Below are 21,858 nucleotides of genomic sequence, written 5' to 3'. Positions count from 1 at the left end.
ATGAATAGTAAAAAACTTGATTCAATTTTAAAAAATATTCCTCCTGCTACTATTGCTGATGAACAGAAATTAGAAACTACACATCATGTTTTTAGCACTACTCCCAAATCAAACAAAATTATACATGAAAAAACTGGACGTATTGTTGCCGAAATTCCACAAGTCTTAAAGGATGAAATAAAAAATTATATTGATAAACATAAAGGTGTTACACAAAGAATTATTATCTTAAAAGCGTTAAAATTGTTTGGTTTTCATATAAATGATGAGTGGCTTGTAGATAAAAGAAGCACAAGATAGGTGTGATATGATCTATAAAAACTTATTGTAACTCAAAAAAACTTATTGCATTTATAAAATAACACTTTTATACTCACAGTAATGCTTCTTATAGCGTTACTCATTTAGTGATTTTGTATTATGGTTAGAAAAAAAGAAGAAACAAAGGCTTTTACTGTGAAATTTCCTAAAAGCTTAGTAGAGGAAATAGATCAAATTTGTGCTTCTTTATATATACCTAGAACTGCATGGCTAATAAAAGCAGCTCGTCTTTTATTAGAAAAAGAAAGAATAAAAAATACAGAGGAAATTTTAGCTAAAATATCAGAAAAAGAAAAAGTATAAAGAACAGGTGCTAAGCATTGTAAACCTAACACCTTAAATACGATATGAAAAAATAAATGCGACCAGCAATATTTTATACTCATATGTATACTAGTATGTTTATATCATTTTTTTAAAAAAAAGTCAAGGGTTTCAGGTACTTAGCTCCATAAAAGGAGCATAAAATGCAATTATTTTATCCACTTGGATTAACAAGTGATAATATTGGTATACATGGATTCCATGATACCACAAAGAATCAATCACAATCATACATCCCAATAACTGGGTGTGTCTTATCTCACATATTATCTAGTCTAGAGTTATCTTCTCTTGAGAAGATGTATTATATCTTAGCTGATTCTATTTCTTATATTAACTCATCTAAAGGACGCAATAGATCTGTATCTCTTCCTGCTAAAAGCTGGGCAGAAAGACTTGCTTGTTCTAAATCTGAAGTGTTTATATTACAGAAATCCCTAGAAGATAAAGGATATTTCCTTATATATAGAGATAAGAACGATAAAGGACAGAATAATCGTAATACTATTACCAATACTATTCCTCATGATGTTTTTAATGATCTTAAATATGAACCTGATAGATTTAATTTAGGTGTTGATGGTAGGATAGATAATAAGGTTATTGATCATTCTCAGTCAAATGATCTAGATTCTATAGATAAAACATTCATACCCACCTTAAAAGGAAAAAGACAACATCTTGCAAAAACTAAGATGTTTATTAGAGTACCTTATCAGTTCTTAAAAGAATTAAATTCTAATTGTAACATTTCTGCAACATCTAAAGTTGTATTATTACATCTTTATACGAAGATTTATAAATCTTCTGTTAGTAGACATGATTATGGCTGTTCTGGTAGTAGATACGATTATAGCAAATCTGTTGATTATTCCACACATAATCCATTCTCTATTGTTATTTCTTACCAAGAATTACAACAAAAACTTAAACTACATAGGAATAGTCTTACTTAGAGCCTGTCTTGAAAAGATATAAGAAATAATTTATATTGTCAAAAAATAATAAAGTAGGAATATGTATCCCAGTGATATAGTGGAAGAAGAAAGGATACATTTAGCTCCATTTGTTGGTCCTTGCAAGATAGGACGGTCACGTAAACATAATATAAGAGATATAATTAATGGCATTCGTTACGTAATGAGGAGTAGTTGTCAGTGGCGATTATTACCTAAAGATTTTCCCCCATGGCAAACAGTATATGACTATTATTTACGTTGGCGTAAGAATGGTAGATGGTAAGAAATACATGATAGATTAGTCCAAAAAGTAAGGGAGAAAGAAAGTAAGAAATCCACTCCTACTGTAGGGATTATAGATAGTCAGTCTGTTAAGACTACCCAAAAAGGGGAGCTAGAGGATATGATGCAGGCAAGAAGATTAAGGGTAGGAAACGCCATATAGTTACAGATACACTTGGTTTAGTATTATCATGTGCAATAGTTGAGATTTTATCTTACATTTAGTAAAATAAATTAATTATTAAATGGAGATAAGAAATGAACTTAAATCAAAAAATAATAAAGCCAAAATTAGGATTACTAGAACTCGCTAAGAGTCTTGGTAGCATATCATCAGCATGTAAAGCGATGGGCTATAGCAGAGATAGTTATTACAGATTTAAAGAACTGTATGAAACTGGTGGTGAAGAAGCGTTGTATGAAATTAGTCGAAGAAAGCCAATAATAGCCAATAGAGTTGATCCAGCGATAGAGAAGGCAGTAATGGATATGGCAATAGAATATCCAGCATATGGTCAGCTAAGAGTATCAAATGAGCTTAAGAAGAGCGGTATACTTGTATCACCTGGAGGAGTGAGATCAATTTGGTTACGTAATGATTTAAACAATATCAATAAAAGGCTTAAAGCATTAGAAGCAAGGATGGCTCAGGATGGTATTGTACTTACTGAATCTCAGTTACAAGTACTAGAGAAACGACGTAGCGAAAAAGAAGCCCATGGCGAGATTGAGACACAGCATCCAGGTTATCTAGGATGCCAAGATACATATTATGTAGGAAATTTTAAGGGTATAGGTAAGGTTTATTCTCAGGTATTTATTGATAGCTATAGCAGAGTAGCTGATGCTAAACTATATACTGATAAAACAGCTTTAACTGCTGCTGATATGCTTAATGACCGCGTGTTACCATGGTATGAAACTCAAGGCATACAATACTTCGTATTCTGACAGATCGCGGGTCAGAATATAAGGGAAATATAGAGCATCATGCTTTTGAATTATTTCTAAGTATCGAAGGTATAGAACATACTATTACTAAAGCATATTCTCCTCAAACAAATGGTATGTGTGAACGTTTTAATAAAACTATGACACAAGAATTCTTTGATACAGCTATGCGGAAAAGGATCTACACTGATCTTGATGATTTACAATTAGATCTTGATATTTGGTTAGAGCATTTCAATAATGAGCGACCACATTCAGGAAAATATTGTTATGGTAAAACGCCTATGCAAACTTTTAAGGATAGTAAGAAATTAGCTATTGAAAAGAACAATGAAATCTTATATCTTGAATACTCATCTGACAGTCATAATTTATCAGATATTCAGATATAATTTTTATAGTGTCTGTAAGATCAAATCTTGACTTCTACAACTATTAACGGATTCCACAGCATTAGTTGTATAAATTATTTTCCTTATTTCTTCTGGATATCCTAAGAAAATCATTAAATTATCCCAGTGAATGTACCAAGATTTAGCAATTTGATGATATTGTTTATTCCATTTAGATTCAAAAGCCTCTAAAGCGGAAAGTGCTTCTTTTTCTGTGCTAGCTGTAATAAATAGGTTTTAAATCACCAGCAAGCTCTTTCCGGTCCTTGTATGATACATATCTTAAACTATTTGTAATTTGATGTACAATACATAATTAATGCTCCGTCTTTGGAAAAACAGCACCTATAGCTTCAGACATACCATTAAGGTTATCGCTACATGCTATCAGTATGTCTTGCATACCTCTATTTTTCATCTCAGTAAAATTACCAAGCCAAAATTTAGCTCCTTCATTCTCGCTGATCCACAATCCTAAAATATCTTTCCGTCCTTCTAAATCAACGCCTAAGGCAACATATACTGATTTATTGATAATACGTTTATCTTGACGCACTTTTACTATTAAACAATCAAAAAATACTATATAGTAAATTAAGTTGAGGTTTGAGTATAGGGATGATATATATAAAGGAAAATGCCAAGATCATATAGTCAAGATTTTAGAAAAAGAGTTATAGGATATGTAGAAAGAGGTAATAGCTGCAATAGCACTGCGATAAGATTTGAAATAGCAGCAAACACAGTAAGGAATTGGTATAAGAGATATAAGTCCGAAGGACATTATTTAGCAAGAAGAATAGGAGGCAAAAAAGGACGGGTAACAAGTCAAGATGTTGAGTTGTACGTGAGTTCTAATCCTAATTTCACATTATTAGAAATGGGTACGTATTTTAATATGAGTTCTGTGGGTGCGTATTATTGGTTAAAGCAACTAGGTTTTAGCTATAAAAAAAAGACTTTTCCTACTTGGAAGCAAGTCAAGAAAAGCGAGATAAGTACCAAGAGGTCATAATAAGATACACCAATAGAACATCTTGTATATATTGATGAAAGTGGTATTGAGATAAATATCTGCAAAGATAGAGGATGGGGCAAAAAAAGCGAAAAACTTATTGGTAAAAAAAGCGGTAAATATTACAACAGAACAAATATCATAGCTGGTTATGTTAATAAAGAGTGTATAGCACCGATGATATTTAATGGAACATGTAATAGACAATTATTTGAAAGTTGGGTTGGAGAATTTTTAATAAAAGAGCTAAAACCTGGACAAGTTGTAGTGATGGATAACGCTGCTTTCCATAAGTCTCAAAGGACCAAAGAACTAATAGAATCAGTAGGTTGTAGGATAATATTCTTACCACCTTACTCCCCTGATCTAAATCCAATAGAGAAATTTTGGACCAATATGAAGCGATGGATTAAAGCTACAATTACTCAATTTGATCAATTATATAATGCTTTAATTCAATTCTTTAATACGCAAACTTCAACTTAATTTACCATAGCATATACTGGATCTAATGGACGGCTCTGCCATAGCTTAACATCCTCTATTATATCATCTGTGATCCCGCTAATTAAACTCTCGCTTACATCAGCTCCATATAACTCCTGAAGCTGTAATTTTATATCTGATAAACTCATACCTTTAGCATACAAAGATAGTACTTTATCATCAAAACCATCAAGTCTTCTTTGACGCTTTGCTACCAATGATGGTTCAAAGCTACTATTTCTATCTCTTGGTACCTCAATCTCAACAGCACCATTCTTTGTAATTAGATTCTTTGTATTATAACCATTACGTGAATTCTGGGCAGCACTTTGATTATACTTGCTATATCCTAAATGATTATTCATCTCAGACTGTAAAGCTCTCTCTACAAGACGCTTGGTCAGTTCTTTTAATAAATCATCCTACGCAAATAAAGTTGATACATCTGTATCATTATTGATCAATAAATCTATCGCTTGATCCATTGCAGCATTTTGTTTCTCTGTCATTGTAATTTCTCTTTTTGTTATATTTTCTTTTATATAACCTTTGGGAAATTTACACACTTATTTGGACAGAGCCAAGACTTTAGGTACAAAAGGATATCTTTTGTACCTAGCGGTTAGGACTTAAGAAGGTTGTTGAGCTCAGAGATAGAGAGCCCTGTAACTTTAGAGATGAAAGGAATATCAGAGCCAGCATTATACATATTTTTAGCTACTTCTATAGTTCTTTCGTGCTTTCCTTCATTTCTACCAATCTGCACGCCTCTAGCTTCTCCAATCTGCATGCCCTGTTGTATGCCTTCTTCTTTCCAATGATGAGCAAGACTAGTCATAAGTTTTTCTCCTTGCTGGTTATTAAGACGAGATTTTAATATTTTTTCTAATTCTATTTTATCAGATTTTTCAATTTTAATCAATGTATAGGTTAATATCAGCTCTAGGTAATCAATACCAATATTCATTTTAGCAAATTCAGTTAATAGATCAGCGATTTCATACTATCTTTTAAGTAAGTCTCTTTCATGAATATGCTTCATGAAGAATTGTAAAACTCCTGCCCAAGTTTTTTTCTTGAGCTCTTCGTCAGGAATGTCATGAACATTAATAAGTTGGTGGTCCTTATTCCAAATATCTTGTACTAATTGTTTATTTTTAAATAAGTCCCAAAAGTTTCTAGGGGCATTATAGTGTTTTACTCCATTGTAGAACACTAGTGGGTATACAAAAGCTAAATGTTTACAATTCGGGTTTAAAGTTAAATGTCTTCCTATAATATCCATCATATATTTAAAGAGTCTAAAAGTCATGAAGTGATCAGGAGTACTTTGATGTTCTAAAAGAATCCATAGATAACCAGTTTCGTCATTAAACTTAGTTGAAAATAGAATATCAGATATGGAGTTTTGAAGATTGGGCTCAACAAAGCTTTCTTTTCCCATTTTAAGAGTATGAGAGGAGAACATAGCCTTAATCTCTTTTGGTAGATGCATTTCAAAGAACTCTTTAGCTACTATTGGATTTTCAAAAGCCTCGCGAATAAATGTATCATGTCTTGGACGCTCGGAAGTACCGTTATCACTAGCGGAACTAGCGTTACTGGCATGATTGCTAGCAACATCAGCATCGCTATTTGTACTTAAGTCTTTTTCCTTGCTACTACTAATATCTTTTTCCTTCATTGCTTTGAATCTATTTCGTTGCTAACAGTTTTTGCGGCATTAGCAACATTTTTAGGTTTATGAATTATGACTGGCACTTCTTTTTGAGTTACAAGAGTTGCTGGCAAGCCATCAAGATTAAATCGCTGTGCTCCTTCTATCAGCTTTTCTTTATACTTAAAACTACCACAATATTTATGGAAAAATCTATTTAATTGATTATTCGGAAATTGTCTATTTAATATTTTCTTTAGTTCAAGATCTATACCGATAGCAAGAGGCTTTGGATCTTCCGAGAAAGCTGCTGGAAAATCAGCCTTTAATTTAGTCAGGATGCTAAAATATTCTTTCTTACGGCTCTTGATCTTTTCTTTTAGTATTTCTTCAGGCGTTGCTACTACCGCTACTACCTTTTGATTTGCTGCTTTTTTGTTACTTGCTTCTTCTGCTTGTTTTTTACTCTTTTTTAGCGTCTCAACTTTGGCTTTAGTAGCAGCTGCAGACACATCTTTAATATCCCTGTTAGGGTTTTCAAAGACCACAACTTTCTTAAGAGGCGAGCCTGCAACTAATGAACTTGCATTAGTATTTAGTGTGATTGGTTTTGTCGCTAAATTAAGCTTTAGCTTAGGTCTTTCGGTGTTTGCTACTGTGTTCATATATTGCTCTTTTTAATCAGTATTTTTTGCGTAATTTAGACATATTAGCAATAGTTAGAAACTCCTTAATAATAGGATGGTATTTATTATCTTTATTAGTAACAAATTTTAGAAACCCAATTAGTAATTTATCATCAATATCAACAGCAGAAAATCTATTAAAGATATTAAATATCTCTTCTTTTCTTTTAGTTAGAAGGGAAGTTAATTGTACATTTAATTCTGCTTCAATCTTCTGAATACGTTGTTGTTTTATTTTTGCTAAATTAGCAATCTTAGTACTAGTTGTGATTGGTTTTGTAGCCATATTAAATATTTCTGTATTATTATATATAGAGTATATCAAAACTAACAAAACAACACTAGAAAAAAGAGTAAAACACCAATAATTATAATTAAAAACGTGTCAAAAAAAAGCTTTACTTTTTACAGATATAGCGAGGGAGTATGAGGAGGTTAGCATAACCCCACTCATATACTAAACTTTAGAGTGTTAAGAATATGAATAATAGACAAAGTTATTGAGAACTATTCCATATTCTATCACAATAAATGCTTCATGATAATAGTATGATATTTATGATATAGTCGTAACTATAAAATATTATAGGAATATAGATATAATTATTTAAAACTTCCTAAGAAATATTTAGAGAGTATAAAAATAATATTTTAAGTATATACTGAATAATAATAAAAGCAACGTTTCGTACGCAACATTATTAATGAGAGCCTGCGGCAGCAATTTAACAATAACGCCAAGGAAGTACATAATATCTTACTTGAGTCATGGCAGTACTTGTTGCTACCACTCACTCTTCCATTTTCTTCCATACTAAAGAATTTGTTGCCTCCAAACCCGCACCAATCTGTACTAAGTGTACAGTAAAGAAGAAGAGAGTAGCAGGATACGACAAATATCCTAAAAGTGCCGGCACTTTTAGGATATATAGTCCAAATCTTTTTCATAGGAAGATGAAAAAGAAACCGCCTGCCGCTGGCTCTCATCAAGGGTTTCAAGAGTAAAAACTAAATAAAGAACAAAAGAAAATAGCTATGACCGAGAAGAGAAGAAAGAGAAAACGAATAGAAATGCAGGTAAATTCTGAAATACATGAGTTAGTTAAAGGTGCTGCACAGCAAGGAAATAAATCAGTAAATAGGTATATTATAGATTTGGTTACTGACAAACTATCTACAGAATTACAAGACAAACATGAAATTAAAGAAGAAAAACATAGCCGAATTCAAGAGAACAAAATAACAGAATACAGAATAAGATTTACAGAATCAGAGGCAAAAAGATTAAAACAGTATGCACAATCGAACGGCTGGAGCGTGCCCAAAGAAATACGATATAGAGTTATAGGAACAATGGAAGATGCAGGCAAAATCAGTCCAGAAGAATTGGAATTACTGAAGAGTATAAGAATATCAATTAATGCGGTTGGAAATAATATTAATCGCATTATTAGAGATGATAGAGTAATGGATCAAGAGGGCGCTAAAGCATGCATGATATTATCAAATAATATAGGCAAAGTACGCAATATAATAATACAAATTAATGAGAAAAGTAAAGCAAGATTTTCTTTAAAAAAAGTGCAATAAGATACTTAATAGGATAATAGTATGGGAGTATATGTAGAAGAAGAATGGCGATATAAAAAGGGAGATTACAGCTCCCAAAAAACAACATTCAAATCTAGAAGATCTGCGTTTGCACATAAGATAAATCAAAAAAGAAAAGGCAATACTAGTAGTGGCAAAAAAGACAGTAGAGAAGTAATAATAAAATTTACAGAAGGGGCTAAATCAAGAGCAGGTATTAGGGAGGCTATAAAGTATATTAGCCGTAAGTATGAATTAGTGCTATATGACTCTGATAGTATTTATCAGAGAAGTAAGGAAGATATAGAAGACACCATATTACGTATGCAAATGAATGTAGATTTACCCGATGAATATGGCATTGAACTTACAAAGAGCTTAGTATTTTTGCCTCTGAAGGTAGCGGGTATCTCGCAAGAGGATGCCATGGAGTCGGTACGTAAAACATTAACATCAATGTACCCCAACAACTATTTTGTATTAGCATATCATCAGAATACAAAGAATGACCATGTACATGTTGTAATGAATATGGATGGTAATGATGGGAAACGTTTACAAATTAAAGGTAAAGATTTTAAAGAAATGCGTATTAAATTTGCAAATAATTTAATAGCTTACGGATATGACGTTAAGGCAACCATTAAGCAGCGTGAAGTAAGTGAGGAATGGAAAGAACTAATATCTAAAACCAATAGAAACGAATACGAGGTGGTAGAATTTGGCAGTAGCAGTTACCAGCTTGATAAAGCAAAGGATAGGAATAACTATCTTGTCTATAAGACGCATAATGGCAAGGAAGTTACCGTATGGGACAAGGAGATAACCTCCGAGATCAAGAAAAATGATGTACGTGTGGGTGATAAGATTAAACTAAAGAAAATAGGCACAAGAGATATTAAAGCACCTGTATATTCTAAAGATGGAACTGAGATTGTTTCATGGAAAAATGCCAAGAGGAATATTTGGGAAATTAAGAACTTAAGCCGTGATATAGAGATCAAACCAAAAACTGATGAAAATAATCTTGCTGAAATTAAGCTAGATGGTCTAGATCGGCAACAAATGCATATGAAATCACGCGAGGAGTTTGATCATGAGAAAAATATGTTGCTAAATCCAGAATATAAACAAAAATATGAGGAAGAACAAAAGTTAAAAATTAAACAAAACCATACATTAGACCTCTTTCGAAACTAAGATTTAAGATCACAATATGAGCTAAAAATCTGAGTAACATAGACAAAAAGATTTGTTTTTGGGCTATAGTTGCTAGTATAATTTTAGTTTTAAATAATTAGTTTCGAAAGAACTCTAATGCCTATTTAGAATTTACACACTTATTTGGACAGAGCCTTACAGGGCTTTGTCCAAATAAGTGTGTAAATTCTAAAACAGGCATTAAATTCGACCCTCAAATTTTATCAAAAAGTGAGCCATGACCTCTCCCCAATTTCGGATAGGCATAGTCCATTTTCGCGTAATATAGTCAATTGTCAAGTATAAAGTTTAAAAACAGAGTCATCGTTAGGAAGAACCCTTTTGTTATTAGTTACTTTGCCTAATTACCTCTGGGTATTGTAAAAAATTATCAAATTCTGCCAATTATTTTGCTATGATTTTGCAATATGTGGGTACTGTTTTCCCCATTTCTTATCAAAATCAGATAGGGCAGTAAGTGCTTCATCCTCAGTGATAGAGCTGTATACTAGCTTCAAATCTGCTGAAAGTTCTTTACGATCTTTATAGCTTACATATGACAAACTATTTCTGATTTGATGTACAATGCACAGCTGATGCTCAGTTTGTGGATATACTGCAGATATCGCCTCACTCATGCCCGTTAGATTATCGCTACAACCAATTAAGATATCTTTTAATCCCCTGTTTTTCATTTTAGTAAAATTATTTAACCAAAATTTAGCACCATCATTCTCGCTAATCCACAAGCCTAAAATATCTTTCCTTCCTGTTCAATCTACACCTAAAGCTACATATACCGCCTTATTGATAATTCTCTTATCTTGACGTACTTTAACTATAAGTGCATCAAAATATACTATAGCATATATGGCTTCCAGAGGCCTATTCTGCCAACTCCTAACCTCATCCATAACATTATCGGTAACCCTACTAATAAGGCTTTCACTGATCTCTGCACCATATAGCTCATGAATCTGAATCTTAATGTCAGAGAGGCTCATCCCTTTAGCATATAAAGAAGCTCTTAAAGCTAAACTAGCAAGATGGAAAGATGAATCTAGACAAATCTTAAAATTACTGCAATCAAAATATCCTCTATGCTTCTCTATTCCTGCTAAGCCTGTTTGCTATAGGTATCAGTAAGGAAGTGATCGTGCTAGAGCAAGATCATTTTTCAAAACAACAAATTAAGAGATTTTTTAGAAGATATTGCTCTGATTACAGATATAAAAAACTTCTGGTTGAAGGTGCTCAGCGTTTTAACTTAGATGGCACACTGGCAACTTTAGTTACTAAAGCAGAAGTCCCACCAAAAACTAACAAATTCTCTAAACCTCACAAAGGTACCATCAAGTTAAGAGAGGTATAAATCATTCCATACATTTACTCAATACTTAATTTATAACTCCCTTAACTTGATGGTACCCTATAAAATACTAAATAATTATTTTCATTAGAGCCTTACTAGGCTGCTAGGGATTCTGTAGAATCTTGACCCAATACTGAAGACTCATAATTTTGATTTGCCTGAATAAATTCTGTAGTTGCGTCATGACCATGAGTAATCATATCTATTTTTTGTGTATCTGTTAAGTCAAATTGTAAGGCACTTATACCTAGATCATCTATAAGTACAGACCTATAACTATTTTTAAGAGCTTCCATTGAGTCAGAGCTTGTAATAGCTTCAGCTACTGCAACACCAAAATTGTAAGCATTATTTACTTTAACAAAAGGCTGTGGTTCCCTTCCCTGCTGATAAGCATCTATTAATTCTTTGTTAATAGGCTTAAATCCTATAGTTTTATCATCGACTATTTTAGCACCTTGATCAAAAATATCAATAGGGTAATTTTTCATGATACCCCCATCAACATATGAATTACCATTAATTTCCACAGGTTTAAAATAGAAAGGGAAAGCTCCTGAAGCATGTACGCAATCTACAATTTTCGTATTAGGAGCAGATTTATAAGATATAATCTCAGGGTATTGAGTATTAAGATTAGTCATTACTACATATAATTCTTTACTTGTCGTACTATCATTCAATTCTTTAAAAGTAACATCTTTACTAAAACCTTTTTTAGTCACTAAGTCTTCTAAAAATGATTTTACTTCATTGCCGGGATGAATACCGTATGTCGATAAAAATTGTATAGCTTGATCAGCATAAGAGGTATATGGTTTTAGAAAATTAAAAATAGACGTAACAAAATTTTTAATCCATTCTGAAATAACATATTGAGGTTCAACGGAATCTGCAAATTTGTTAAAATCAATATCTTTAAGTATAATATCAATTTCTTCCGGATTATAACCTAATGCAACGCACAAAGCCGTAATCGCACCGCCTGAAGTCCCTGCTACTTTTTTAATCTGTGATAAATGCCCAGTTTCCTCCAATGCTTTTAAAGCACCTGCATATGCTATAACCTTTACTCCTCCACCAGAAAAAACTAAGTTTTCAACATTATTTATATTTATTGTCATATTTTTTACCTTAATTTATTAATAAAAAGATTTGTACGTAATTAAATTATTAAGTTATACTAATTATTAGTACAAATCTTATTTTACTTTTTTTAAAAATTTATTAGCTACTGTTGCAAATGCGCTATAACAAATAAAGGCACCGTCAAGTTAACCATAAAACTCGAGATTTTTATAAATTTTATGCCCTGCAAGCCTCATAGCTTCGTTCATAAAATACTTATTTTTTCTAAATTTGAGTTAACTTGACGGTGCCGTAATCAGAAGTAAAAAGAAAATAGTAGCAGGCAAAATATGACAACATTAGTACACACACAACAAACATTTGAACATATCAAACAAGAAATTGAGGATAATATTAAAAATACCGTTGCAGAAAATGATAATACATCGGAATCTATCAAGAGTAACCGTATATTATCATTATCCGGAGGTGGAGTTAAGGGGATAGCTGAACTAGTGGTTTTAGCTGAGATAGAGGAGCGTACAGGAAAGTCTATATCAGAATTATTCCCTATTATTACTGGCACTAGTGTTGGAGGACTTATTGGAGCATTATTAACCATTCCAAAAGAGCCAGGATCGAACATATCTAAGTATAGTGCAAAAGATGCTTTAAAGATATTTACAGATGCAGCTCCAAAGATCTTTGAACATCATTGGTATGATGGAATAAAGCAAATATTTACGCATAAGCATAGTCAAGGACCGTTAAAGGAAATATTAGAGCAGCATTTAGCGGGATTAAGATTAGATGATACAACATCTAGATTAATAATTCCTGTAACTGATTTAGCAAGCAAAGATAAAGAGGTTAAGATATTTGATAGTCAGGATTCTTATAGCTCGCATATTAGAGTGCATGACGTGTTACTAGCAACCACTGCCGCACCTACATATTTTAAGCCTGTAACTAATAAGGAGCATATTAAAGGATATGAGAATCAAGAGGACGTACTTTATGCGTACGCAGATGGAGGACTTGGGGCTAATAGACCTGCATATGAGGCACTCAAGATATTAAAGAATGGTCATAGCAGAGAAGAGAATGCAAAAATACTAGATGATACAATGGTATTATCACTTAACTTTGATAATGACCATGAAGCTAGTAGCTCAATACCTAAGATAGGACTTGATGGGCTTATAGGATGGCTTGTTAAAGGCAAGTTAGTTAGTCGTTTAATGCAAAGCAGCGAAGATAGCTCCACAGCAGAGGTAAAATTAGATTTACCAGGAGAGGATGAGTTTGTGGAAGTAAAGCTACCTATTACTAAAGAGACAAGTAGTTTAGATAATAGTAACCTTCAAAACATTGAAGCTCTAGTAGTGGTAGGTCGTAAATATGTAGAAGAACACACGGAGCAATTACAGAAGCTATGTGATAATTTAGTAAAATATGTAGGAGTTGAGACTCAAGCTATGTCACATGAGAAAGCAGCAGAAGATACAGGGGTAGCAATAGCAGTTAGCTTAGATTTAGATAATAGTAGTGATGATGATACTACCATTGTCAATAAGGGAGCTTTAACAGTTACATCTGATGATATAGCAAATAGTAATGAAAATGCTAAAGAGGGAGAGATTGAGGGTAGCACATTAATACAGGCTCAGGGTGCTAATAAGGACGTTGGTGATGATATTGAAAGTAACTCTATTATTACCAATGACAATAGAGAGCAGATACTTGACGGCATCAAGCAGCATCTCACATCATTTGCAAATGATAATCCTGATTTAAAGGCAAATATTGATCAGTATTTTGTAGCTATGAATGATTATAGTAATAAGGAATTAGAGCAGCTAATACTAGATTTTGCAGAAGGGCAAAAGGTAGTTAAAGAAATGGAGCTACATGAGGCAGAAAGCGTGCTTGCACCTTATATGAGTTGCGGCATAGAAGCTAATCAAGAGTCCATGGAACTTGAGGGCATAGATGATGAAGTACAAAGTCATGAGATCATATCGTAAAGAAAAATCATGCAAGCTATGAAGAATCTAGTTATGAGTTGCATCTGAATTTTTATCTGAGCTATTACCCGTCAGGTCCATATCATCATCAGATGATAAATAATCTGAGCTGTCCCAAGAGTCGCTAGATAGGTGATCCGAAGTAGATGAAATGCCATCTGAATCACCCGAAGCATTACTTGAGGTGTCGGGAGGATTGATTTCTAGTTCAATGGTTTCAAATGCCTCTTTATTAAATACATGAATCTCATCCATTTTGCTATATACACCACTTTTAGGAGCGAGCTTTAATCTTCCATAGCGACTCAGATCTGCTAGTCACATGCTTATTTATCGGTATAATATATTGTTATTATTATGACATGTATCAATGACCTCATCGTTATTCATTATGGAGTTATCCGTAATTTTATTGCAAAAAATGGTATTATAAGCAAGACTATAGAAATAGCAAGACCACTGTAGATATTTTATATAATCTATAGTCTTATAGTAAATATCCAATCAAGAAAAAACATATGACAGCATCAGTATTACTAGTATCAAAGGATCGTGAAAGAATTAGCTCGCTAGAGGCAAGATTGTATAAAGAGTATTATACGGTGCATATAGCAGAGAACTCTAGTCAGACCATAGAGCATATTGCTAAATACAAAATTGATGTAATAATACTTGGAATTGATTTAGAGGAGGTAGACGGCATTAAGATTTGTACTAGATTAAAGCAGAATCCTGCTACTACTTATATACCTGTTGTCATGATAGCAGAAAAAGAAGATGCTGATATAAGAATTCAAGCTTTTAATGCAGGTGCAGATGAATTAATAACATATCCAATTGATATTATAGTGTTATTAGTTAGATTAACAGCATTATCAAGAACCAAGAAGTTAATAGATGAGCTGATGATAAGAAATAGTAGTAATATCATTCTTGGTATAGCTGCTATGAGTATGGAAGAGGAAGCTGAGAGGAGTATAGCAATAATTGATGATCAAGGTAAAACAGAAAGAATAAGTGATATTCTTTATAATATTACTAAGTATGTTCACAAATTTACTGGAGATGAGGATGAGATTAAGGCAACAGACAAAGATATTGACATAGTACTTATCAGCTCTCTTTTAGAACATCAAGATCCATTAAGGGTTGTATCCTATATTAGGAGTCATAAATTATATAAAGATAGCATAATCGTTATGCTTGTTGATAAAGTTGATGAGTTGCAAGTAAAGCAGTGTATGGATATAGGGATAAATGATTTCTTCCTATATAATATTGAGGAGGTGGAATTAGTAATAAGAGTTAAAACATTATTACAAAGAAAACTATATAAAGATAATTTGAAGAGACAGCTACAGGAGCAAGTAGAATTATCTATAAAGGACGGACTTACTGGTATATTTAATAGACATTATTTTGATGTACATGCAATACAAGTAGTAAGAGAAACGCATGGCTGTAAGTATTCATCGAATTTACTAATGTGCGATTTGGATGATTTTAAAAACGTAAACGATCAGTATGGGCATCAAGCTGGGGATGTGGTTTTAAAAACATTTGCAGAAATATTAAAAGATAATTTTTACGTAACGGACTTAGTAGCAAGGTATGGTGGTGAGGAGTTTGTTATATTGCTTGGTTGTGTTACATTAGATCAAGCAGAGCAGTTAGCAGAAAGGTTACGAAAAAAGGTAGAAGAAACAGAGTTCATAATACCATTAACAGATAAGATTCTTAAGAAAACAGTCAGTATTGGTGTTACAGAATATAAGCAAGGAGAGCCCATTGAGCAGTTCATAGCAAGAGCAGATAAGGCTATGTATATGGCTAAACGGAATGGCAAAAATCAAGTGATAAGGATTCAGGATTAGCAAACAGCAACTCAATGCTTAAAAAATTACTAAGCATTTTGCTCAAAATTTTGTCTTGATTTCTCAGTACATTATAGATGGTGTAAAGGTATAATGAATAATAATGCAATAGAAACAAATGTGCACAATACAAATGGTAAAATATTATGCCATTTAAATAACCTTAATACAACAGCAGAAAAACAGGAAATAATCCTGTCAATTAGAAATTTGATCTTAAAGGAATCTAATAATGGAAACATCCAACAAACAAATATACTTCCATTAGTAGAGGATAATTCGTATCAAAATGAGGATAATTATAGTATAAGTTGCGGGGTATGTCAGTGGGCATCGTCAAGTTAAGTAACTGCAATAGTTGAGATTTTATCTTACATTTAGTAAAATAAATTAATTATTAAATGGAGATAAGAAATGAACTTAAATCAAAAAATAATAAAGCCAAAATTAGGATTACTAGAACTCGCTAAGAGTCTTGGTAGCATATCATCAGCATGTAAAGCGATGGGCTATAGCAGAGATAGTTATTACAGATTTAAAGAACTGTATGAAACTGGTGGTGAAGAAGCGTTGTATGAGATTAGCTGGAAGAAGCCAATAATAGCCAATAGAGTTGATCCAGCGATAGAGAAGGCAGTAATGGATATGGCAATAGAATATCCAGCATATGGTCAGCTAAGAGTATCAAATGAGCTTAAGAAGAGCGGTATACTTGTATCACCTGGAGGAGTGAGATCAATTTGGTTACGTAATGATTTAAACAATATCAATAAAAGGCTTAAAGCATTAGAAGCAAGGATGGCTCAGGATGGTATTGTACTTACTGAATCTCAGTTACAAGTACTAGAGAAACGACGTAGCGAAAAAGAAGCCCATGGCGAGATTGAGACACAGCATCCAGGTTATCTAGGATGCCAAGATACATATTATGTAGGAAATTTTAAGGGTATAGGTAAGGTTTATTCTCAGGTATTTATTGATAGCTATAGCAGAGTAGCTGATGCTAAACTATATACTGATAAAACAGCTTTAATTGCTGCTGATATGCTTAATGACCGCGTGTTACCATGGTATGAAACTCAAGGCATACCAATACTTCGTATTCTGACAGATCGCGGGTCAGAATATAAGGGAAATATAGAGCATCATGCTTTTGAATTATTTCTAAGTATCGAAGGTATAGAACATACTATTACTAAAGCATATTCTCCTCAAACAAATGGTATGTGTGAACGTTTTAATAAAACTATGACACAAGAATTCTTTGATACAGCTATGCGGAAAAAGATCTACACTGATCTTGATGATTTACAATTAGATCTTGATATTTGGTTAGAGCATTTCAATAATGAGCGACCACATTCAGGAAAATATTGTTATGGTAAAACGCCTATGCAAACTTTTAAGGATAGTAAGAAATTAGCTATTGAAAAGAACAATGAAATCTTATATCTTGAATACTCATCTGACAGTCATAATTTATCAGATATTCAGATATAATTTTTATAGTGTCTGTAAGATCAAATCTTGACTTCTACATTTTTAAAAGCTTATATTTAGCAATTGATTACATGACCAAAAAATGGTCAATGCCTATGCCAAATTGGAATGCGGCTATGGCTCATTTTTTAATAAAATTTGAAGATAGAATCTAGTCCTTTGAAAAAGTTTACACACTTAATTGGGAAGACTCCTTTTTGCTACGTCGTTTCTCTAGTACTTGTAACTGAGATTCAGTAAGTACAATACCATCCTGAGCCATCCTTGCTTCTAATGCTTTAAGCCTTTTATTGATATTGTTTAAATCATTACGTAACCAAATTGATCTCACTCCTCCAGGTGATACAAGTATACCGCTCTTCTTAAGCTCATTTGATACTCTTAGCTGACCATATGCTGGATATTCTATTGCCATATCCATTACTGCCTTCTCTATCGCTGGATCAACTCTATTGGCTATTATTGGCTTTCTTCGACTAATTTCATACAACGCTTCTTCACCACCAGTTTCATACAGTTCTTTAAATCTGTAATAACTATCTCTGCTATAGCCCATCGCTTTACATGCTGATGATATGCTACCAAGACTCTTAGCGAGTTCTAGTAATCCTAATTTTGGCTTTATTATTTTTTGATTTAAGTTCATTTCTTATCTCCATTTAATAATTAATTTATTTTACTAAATGTAAGATCAAATCTCAACTATTACACATCAACCAACTAGGCGAAAAGAGAAGATATTGATTAAATTTAAGCATCCTAATGCAGCACAATGTACATTATCACTGATGGGAAAAGTTAGAAATATATTTGCCATAAATGTTGGAAGATATACTAAAACAGCACCTGACCAAAGAATTGCATTTGCATCCGCTAAATCCATTTGGGATGAAGCTACTCAAAGACTTCTTGCTGTCTGAAATCTAAAAATATTACTCTTTTTGACACTATGTTACTTAACTTGACGATGCCATCCAAAACTATAATTATCCCCTACTTTTAGCCCTGAATATTGTCGCTGGTAATTATATTGTCCTTGCTCCTTACAAGCACTAATGTTTAATTGAATCACTTGATCCTGATTGCTCTCTTTTTTAATACCTGAAAGAATATTGGTTTTGCAGTAAATATCTTCTTGCTGTCCTTGAGCAGATACCGCTTTCTGCAACGCATCAATCCCTGCAGTCCCATTACCAACAGCGTAATAACTACTAGCTAAGCCGTAGTAATATGCTCCCTCCCTCGGCTTTAACTTTATTGCTGCCTTAAAGCTTTCTATTGCCTCATCATATCTCTTAAGCTTATGAAGCGTATTACCTCTGTAATAATGAAGACTGGCATTTCTTGGCTCTACTATCAAAAGCATCCCAAATACCTTCAAAGCTTCCTCATATTTACCTTGATCTAAATAGTTGATGCCTTTCTTCAAGCATGTTTTTTGTTCCTCCTCACTCATACGCATGCTTCTTTGGATATAATTCTTATTTGTCATATTCGTCCTACCACTGTTTTAGAGTTAACATCTTGTGTTATTTATAATTCTCTGCCGTTAAATGAGCATTGCTGCTAATGCTACTCTAATGTCATATCTACTAAATCTTGCTCTATTCCAAATGCACGTAATATATGTTCTTTCATCTTTGTATAGGTGATATCTGAAGGGGCATCGTCAAGTTAAGTAACATAGTGTCAAAAAGAGTAATATTTTTAGATTTCAGGCAGCAAGAAGTCTTTGAGTAGCTTCATCCCAAATGGATTTAGCGGATGCAAATGCAATTCTTTGGTCAGGTGCTGTTTTAGTATATCTTCCAACATTTACGGCAAATATATTTCTAACTTTTCCCATCAGTGATAATGTACATTGTGCTACATTAGGATGCTTAAATTTAATCAATATCTTCTCTTTTCGCCTAGTTGGTTGATGTGCATTCTCAACGCGATTATTTAATCTCTTATTAGTTCGATGTTTAGTCCTAGGACACATAAGCTTAATCAGTTTAATGTAACTCTTGAGCTTATCAGTAACAATTACTCTTGGAGCTGGGTAATTGCCCAATAATCTTAATAAAAAGCGAATAGCTGATTTCTTGTTGCGTCGCTTCTGTAGCAATACTTCTAATTCATGTCCCTCAGAGTCAACAGCCCTCCATAGTATGAATACTTCACCTTTAATCTTAATGTTCATTTTATCTAAATGCCATTTATCAGTTGGCTTCCGCTCTCTCCTTCTGATAACATCTTGAAAATAAACTGCAAATTTGTTGCACCAAAATCTTACTGTCTCATGACTCAAAATAATACCTCGATATGCCATCTGTTCTTGAACATCTCGGTAGCTACTATTAAAACGATGATATAACCATACTGCATGGCTAATGATGCTTGCTGGAAAACGATGTCTCTTCGGAGCTTGAGTAATACGCATAATGGTGAAATTTAGAGATAAATGGTTACTGCTATTCTATAAATTATTCCATGCATTTGCTCAATACTTAATTTACATCTCTCTTAACTTGACGGTGCCCATCCGCTAAATCCATTTGGGATGAAGCTACTCAAAGACTTCTTGCTGCCTGAAATCTAAAAATATTACTCTTTTTGACACTATGTTACTTAACTTGACGATGCCCTGGAATATTACAGTTCTTTATGAAACATATTCATGAAAGAGACTTACTTAAAAGATGGTATGAAGTAGCTGATCTATTACCTGAATTTGCTAAGTTAAATATTGGTATTGATTACCTAGAGCTGATATTAACCTATACATTGATTAAAATAGAAAAATCTGATAAAATAGAGTTAGAAAAAATATTAAAATCTCGTTTAAATAACCAACAAGGAGAAAAACTTATGATTAGCTTAGCTCATCATTGGGAACAATAAGGTGTAGAAAAGGGCATGCAGATTGGGGAAGCTAAAGGTCTACAGGTTGGTAGAAATGAGGGAAAACACGAAAGAACGATAGAAGTAGCTAAAAATATGCTTGCTAATAATCTGCAATAGTTGAGATTTTATCTTACATTTAGTAAAATAAATTAATTATTAAATGGAGATAAGAAATGAACTTAAATCAAAAAATAATAAAGCCAAAATTAGGATTACTAGAACTCGCTAAGAGTCTTGGTAGCATATCATCAGCATGTAAAGCGATGGGCTATAGCAGAGATAGTTATTACAGATTTAAAGAACTGTATGAAACTGGTGGTGAAGAAGCGTTGTATGAAATTAGTCGAAGAAAGCCAATAATAGCCAATAGAGTTGATCCAGTGATAGAGAAGGCAGTAATGGATATGGCAATAGAATATCCAGCATATGGTCAGCTAAGAGTATCAAATGAGCTTAAGAAGAGCGGTATACTTGTATCACCTGGAGGAGTGAGATCAATTTGGTTACGTAATGATTTAAACAATATCAATAAAAGGCTTAAAGCATTAGAAGCAAGGATGGCTCAGGATGGTATTGTACTTACTGAATCTCAGTTACAAGTACTAGAGAAACGACGTAGCGAAAAAGAAGCCCATGGCGAGATTGAGACACAGCATCCAGGTTATCTAGGATGCCAAGATACATATTATGTAGGAAATTTTAAGGGTATAGGTAAGGTTTATTCTCAGGTATTTATTGATAGCTATAGCAGAGTAGCTGATGCTAAACTATATACTGATAAAACAGCTTTAACTGCTGCTGATATGCTTAATGACCGCGTGTTACCATGGTATGAAACTCAAGGCATACCAATACTTCGTATTCTGACAGATCGCGGGTCAGAATATAAGGGAAATATAGAGCATCATGCTTTTGAATTATTTCTAAGTATCGAAGGTATAGAACATACTATTACTAAAGCATATTCTCCTCAAACAAATGGTATGTGTGAACGTTTTAATAAAACTATGACACAAGAATTCTTTGATACAGCTATGCGGAAAAGGATCTACACTGATCTTGATGATTTACAATTAGATCTTGATATTTGGTTAGAGCATTTCAATAATGAGCGACCACATTCAGGAAAATATTGTTATGGTAAAACGCCTATGCAAACTTTTAAGGATAGTAAGAAATTAGCTATTGAAAAGAACAATGAAATCTTATATCTTGAATACTCATCTGACAGTCATAATTTATCAGATATTCAGATATAATTTTTA

The 21,858-nt window shown here is 33.0% G+C and carries 24 protein-coding genes and 6 pseudogenes; 17 read left to right on the top strand and 13 right to left on the bottom strand.

The genetic code is table 11. From position 1 onward, the window contains the following. From ACICQC_RS09660 to ACICQC_RS09635, 6 genes and pseudogenes are all read left to right on the top strand, one after another. Positions 1–300 (top strand): hypothetical protein, encoded by a 300-nt coding sequence (locus tag ACICQC_RS09660; protein WP_395476864.1) that lies wholly within the window; start codon positions 1–3, stop codon positions 298–300. 120 nt (positions 301–420) lie between these two features. Further along, complete coding sequence (locus ACICQC_RS09655) at positions 421–624, top strand: hypothetical protein (RefSeq protein ID WP_395476863.1); 204 nt, start codon at positions 421–423, stop codon at positions 622–624. A gap of 164 nt (positions 625–788) precedes the next feature. Beyond that, a pseudogene (locus ACICQC_RS09650) lies at positions 789–1,598 on the top strand (chromosomal replication initiator DnaA); the annotation flags it as partial. Between the two features lie 64 nt (positions 1,599–1,662). Beyond that, positions 1,663–1,887, top strand: coding sequence for a transposase (locus tag ACICQC_RS09645; RefSeq protein ID WP_395476862.1), 225 nt, complete (start codon positions 1,663–1,665; stop codon positions 1,885–1,887). A gap of 137 nt (positions 1,888–2,024) precedes the next feature. Then, a complete protein-coding gene (locus ACICQC_RS09640; protein ID WP_395477714.1) occupies positions 2,025–2,111 on the top strand; it encodes a hypothetical protein in 87 nt (28 codons plus the stop codon). Between the two features lie 33 nt (positions 2,112–2,144). Next, a pseudogene (locus ACICQC_RS09635) lies at positions 2,145–3,229 on the top strand (IS481 family transposase). 39 nt (positions 3,230–3,268) lie between these two features. On the opposite strand, the pseudogene ACICQC_RS09630 reads toward ACICQC_RS09635, so the two are convergent. Continuing rightward, positions 3,269–3,833, bottom strand: a pseudogene (locus ACICQC_RS09630) (IS256 family transposase); the annotation flags it as partial. A gap of 33 nt (positions 3,834–3,866) precedes the next feature. On the opposite strand from ACICQC_RS09630, the gene ACICQC_RS09625 reads away from it, so the two are divergent. Next, the gene (locus tag ACICQC_RS09625) at positions 3,867–4,244 is read left to right on the top strand and encodes an IS630 transposase-related protein (protein WP_395476240.1); all 378 of its coding nucleotides are present in this window, start codon (positions 3,867–3,869) and stop codon (positions 4,242–4,244) included. Between the two features lie 12 nt (positions 4,245–4,256). Beyond that, entirely contained in the window at positions 4,257–4,730 is a 474-nt protein-coding gene (locus ACICQC_RS09620) for an IS630 family transposase (RefSeq protein ID WP_395477713.1), read from the top strand. Here ACICQC_RS09620 and ACICQC_RS09615 read toward each other — a convergent pair. The 5 genes and pseudogenes from ACICQC_RS09615 to ACICQC_RS09595 form a co-directional block, all read right to left on the bottom strand. Further along, positions 4,727–5,095, bottom strand: coding sequence for a transposase (locus ACICQC_RS09615; RefSeq protein ID WP_395476861.1), 369 nt, complete (start codon positions 5,093–5,095; stop codon positions 4,727–4,729). The genes ACICQC_RS09620 and ACICQC_RS09615 overlap by 4 nt on opposite strands. Before the next feature lie 57 nt (positions 5,096–5,152). Then, positions 5,153–5,296 (bottom strand): hypothetical protein, encoded by a 144-nt coding sequence (locus tag ACICQC_RS09610; RefSeq protein WP_395476501.1) that lies wholly within the window; start codon positions 5,294–5,296, stop codon positions 5,153–5,155. 56 nt (positions 5,297–5,352) lie between these two features. Further along, positions 5,353–6,414: pseudogene (locus ACICQC_RS09605) on the bottom strand (Rpn family recombination-promoting nuclease/putative transposase). After that, positions 6,411–7,052 (bottom strand): ProQ/FINO family protein, encoded by a 642-nt coding sequence (locus ACICQC_RS09600; protein WP_395476860.1) that lies wholly within the window; start codon positions 7,050–7,052, stop codon positions 6,411–6,413. The pseudogene ACICQC_RS09605 and the gene ACICQC_RS09600 overlap by 4 nt, the downstream one beginning before the upstream one ends. A gap of 16 nt (positions 7,053–7,068) precedes the next feature. Further along, positions 7,069–7,359, bottom strand: coding sequence for a hypothetical protein (locus tag ACICQC_RS09595; RefSeq protein WP_395476859.1), 291 nt, complete (start codon positions 7,357–7,359; stop codon positions 7,069–7,071). Positions 7,360–8,108: 749 nt separating this feature from the next. Between ACICQC_RS09595 and ACICQC_RS09590 the strand changes: the two genes are divergently transcribed. Both ACICQC_RS09590 and mobP1 read left to right on the top strand, forming a co-directional pair. Next, entirely contained in the window at positions 8,109–8,663 is a 555-nt protein-coding gene (locus ACICQC_RS09590) for a hypothetical protein (protein ID WP_395476858.1), read from the top strand. 21 nt (positions 8,664–8,684) lie between these two features. After that, the gene (mobP1, locus tag ACICQC_RS09585) at positions 8,685–9,863 is read left to right on the top strand and encodes a MobP1 family relaxase (RefSeq protein WP_395476857.1); all 1,179 of its coding nucleotides are present in this window, start codon (positions 8,685–8,687) and stop codon (positions 9,861–9,863) included. A 413-nt stretch (positions 9,864–10,276) separates the two neighbouring features. Here mobP1 and ACICQC_RS09580 read toward each other — a convergent pair whose 3' ends face one another. Together ACICQC_RS09580 and ACICQC_RS09575 are read right to left on the bottom strand one after the other, a co-directional pair. Further along, positions 10,277–10,612 carry a transposase gene (locus tag ACICQC_RS09580; protein ID WP_395476856.1) on the bottom strand — a complete coding sequence of 112 codons (336 nt, stop codon included), beginning with the start codon at positions 10,610–10,612 and terminating at the stop codon, positions 10,277–10,279. Between the two features lie 24 nt (positions 10,613–10,636). Continuing rightward, positions 10,637–10,867, bottom strand: coding sequence for a transposase (locus tag ACICQC_RS09575; RefSeq protein WP_395476855.1), 231 nt, complete (start codon positions 10,865–10,867; stop codon positions 10,637–10,639). A 152-nt stretch (positions 10,868–11,019) separates the two neighbouring features. Between ACICQC_RS09575 and ACICQC_RS09570 the strand changes: the two genes are divergently transcribed. Beyond that, the gene (locus tag ACICQC_RS09570; RefSeq protein ID WP_395476854.1) at positions 11,020–11,235 is read left to right on the top strand and encodes a ProQ/FINO family protein; all 216 of its coding nucleotides are present in this window, start codon (positions 11,020–11,022) and stop codon (positions 11,233–11,235) included. Positions 11,236–11,330: 95 nt separating this feature from the next. On the opposite strand, the gene ACICQC_RS09565 is transcribed toward ACICQC_RS09570, so the two are convergent. Next, positions 11,331–12,359: a patatin-like phospholipase family protein gene (locus ACICQC_RS09565; RefSeq protein ID WP_395476853.1), complete on the bottom strand. Its 1,029-nt coding sequence runs from the start codon at positions 12,357–12,359 to the stop codon at positions 11,331–11,333. Between the two features lie 294 nt (positions 12,360–12,653). On the opposite strand from ACICQC_RS09565, the gene ACICQC_RS09560 reads away from it, so the two are divergent. Next, positions 12,654–14,330, top strand: a complete 1,677-nt coding sequence (locus ACICQC_RS09560) for a patatin-like phospholipase family protein (protein ID WP_395476852.1) — start codon at positions 12,654–12,656, stop codon at positions 14,328–14,330. Between the two features lie 27 nt (positions 14,331–14,357). Here ACICQC_RS09560 and ACICQC_RS09555 read toward each other — a convergent pair whose 3' ends face one another. Next, positions 14,358–14,585, bottom strand: a complete 228-nt coding sequence (locus tag ACICQC_RS09555) for a hypothetical protein (RefSeq protein ID WP_395476851.1) — start codon at positions 14,583–14,585, stop codon at positions 14,358–14,360. Between the two features lie 263 nt (positions 14,586–14,848). Here ACICQC_RS09555 and ACICQC_RS09550 point away from each other — a divergent pair, with 263 nt between their 5' ends. Together ACICQC_RS09550 and ACICQC_RS09545 are read left to right on the top strand one after the other, a co-directional pair. Further along, positions 14,849–16,204, top strand: coding sequence for a diguanylate cyclase (locus ACICQC_RS09550; protein ID WP_395476850.1), 1,356 nt, complete (start codon positions 14,849–14,851; stop codon positions 16,202–16,204). 414 nt (positions 16,205–16,618) lie between these two features. Continuing rightward, complete coding sequence (locus ACICQC_RS09545; RefSeq protein WP_395476849.1) at positions 16,619–17,704, top strand: IS481 family transposase; 1,086 nt, start codon at positions 16,619–16,621, stop codon at positions 17,702–17,704. 187 nt (positions 17,705–17,891) lie between these two features. Here ACICQC_RS09545 and ACICQC_RS09540 read toward each other — a convergent pair. Further along, a pseudogene (locus ACICQC_RS09540) lies at positions 17,892–18,350 on the bottom strand (helix-turn-helix domain-containing protein); the annotation flags it as partial. A 94-nt stretch (positions 18,351–18,444) separates the two neighbouring features. Here ACICQC_RS09540 and ACICQC_RS09535 point away from each other — a divergent pair. Continuing rightward, complete coding sequence (locus ACICQC_RS09535; protein ID WP_395476638.1) at positions 18,445–18,624, top strand: transposase; 180 nt, start codon at positions 18,445–18,447, stop codon at positions 18,622–18,624. A 32-nt stretch (positions 18,625–18,656) separates the two neighbouring features. On the opposite strand, the gene ACICQC_RS09530 is transcribed toward ACICQC_RS09535, so the two are convergent. Together ACICQC_RS09530 and ACICQC_RS09525 are read right to left on the bottom strand one after the other, a co-directional pair. Beyond that, positions 18,657–19,166 carry a tetratricopeptide repeat protein gene (locus ACICQC_RS09530; protein WP_395476637.1) on the bottom strand — a complete coding sequence of 170 codons (510 nt, stop codon included), beginning with the start codon at positions 19,164–19,166 and terminating at the stop codon, positions 18,657–18,659. Positions 19,167–19,418: 252 nt separating this feature from the next. Beyond that, complete coding sequence (locus ACICQC_RS09525; protein ID WP_395476627.1) at positions 19,419–20,129, bottom strand: IS6 family transposase; 711 nt, start codon at positions 20,127–20,129, stop codon at positions 19,419–19,421. Between the two features lie 206 nt (positions 20,130–20,335). Between ACICQC_RS09525 and ACICQC_RS09520 the strand changes: the two are divergent. After that, a pseudogene (locus ACICQC_RS09520) lies at positions 20,336–20,710 on the top strand (transposase); the annotation flags it as partial. 56 nt (positions 20,711–20,766) lie between these two features. Next, positions 20,767–21,852 carry an IS481 family transposase gene (locus ACICQC_RS09515; RefSeq protein WP_395476848.1) on the top strand — a complete coding sequence of 362 codons (1,086 nt, stop codon included), beginning with the start codon at positions 20,767–20,769 and terminating at the stop codon, positions 21,850–21,852. Positions 21,853–21,858: the final 6 nt, after the last annotated feature.

This window comes from Rickettsia endosymbiont of Pantilius tunicatus (assembly GCF_964291875.1).
In the GTDB taxonomy this organism is placed as follows: Bacteria; Pseudomonadota; Alphaproteobacteria; order Rickettsiales; family Rickettsiaceae; genus Rickettsia.
The sequence above is the reverse complement of the archived record's forward strand: the minus strand, read 5'-3'. Positions and strand labels throughout refer to the sequence as shown.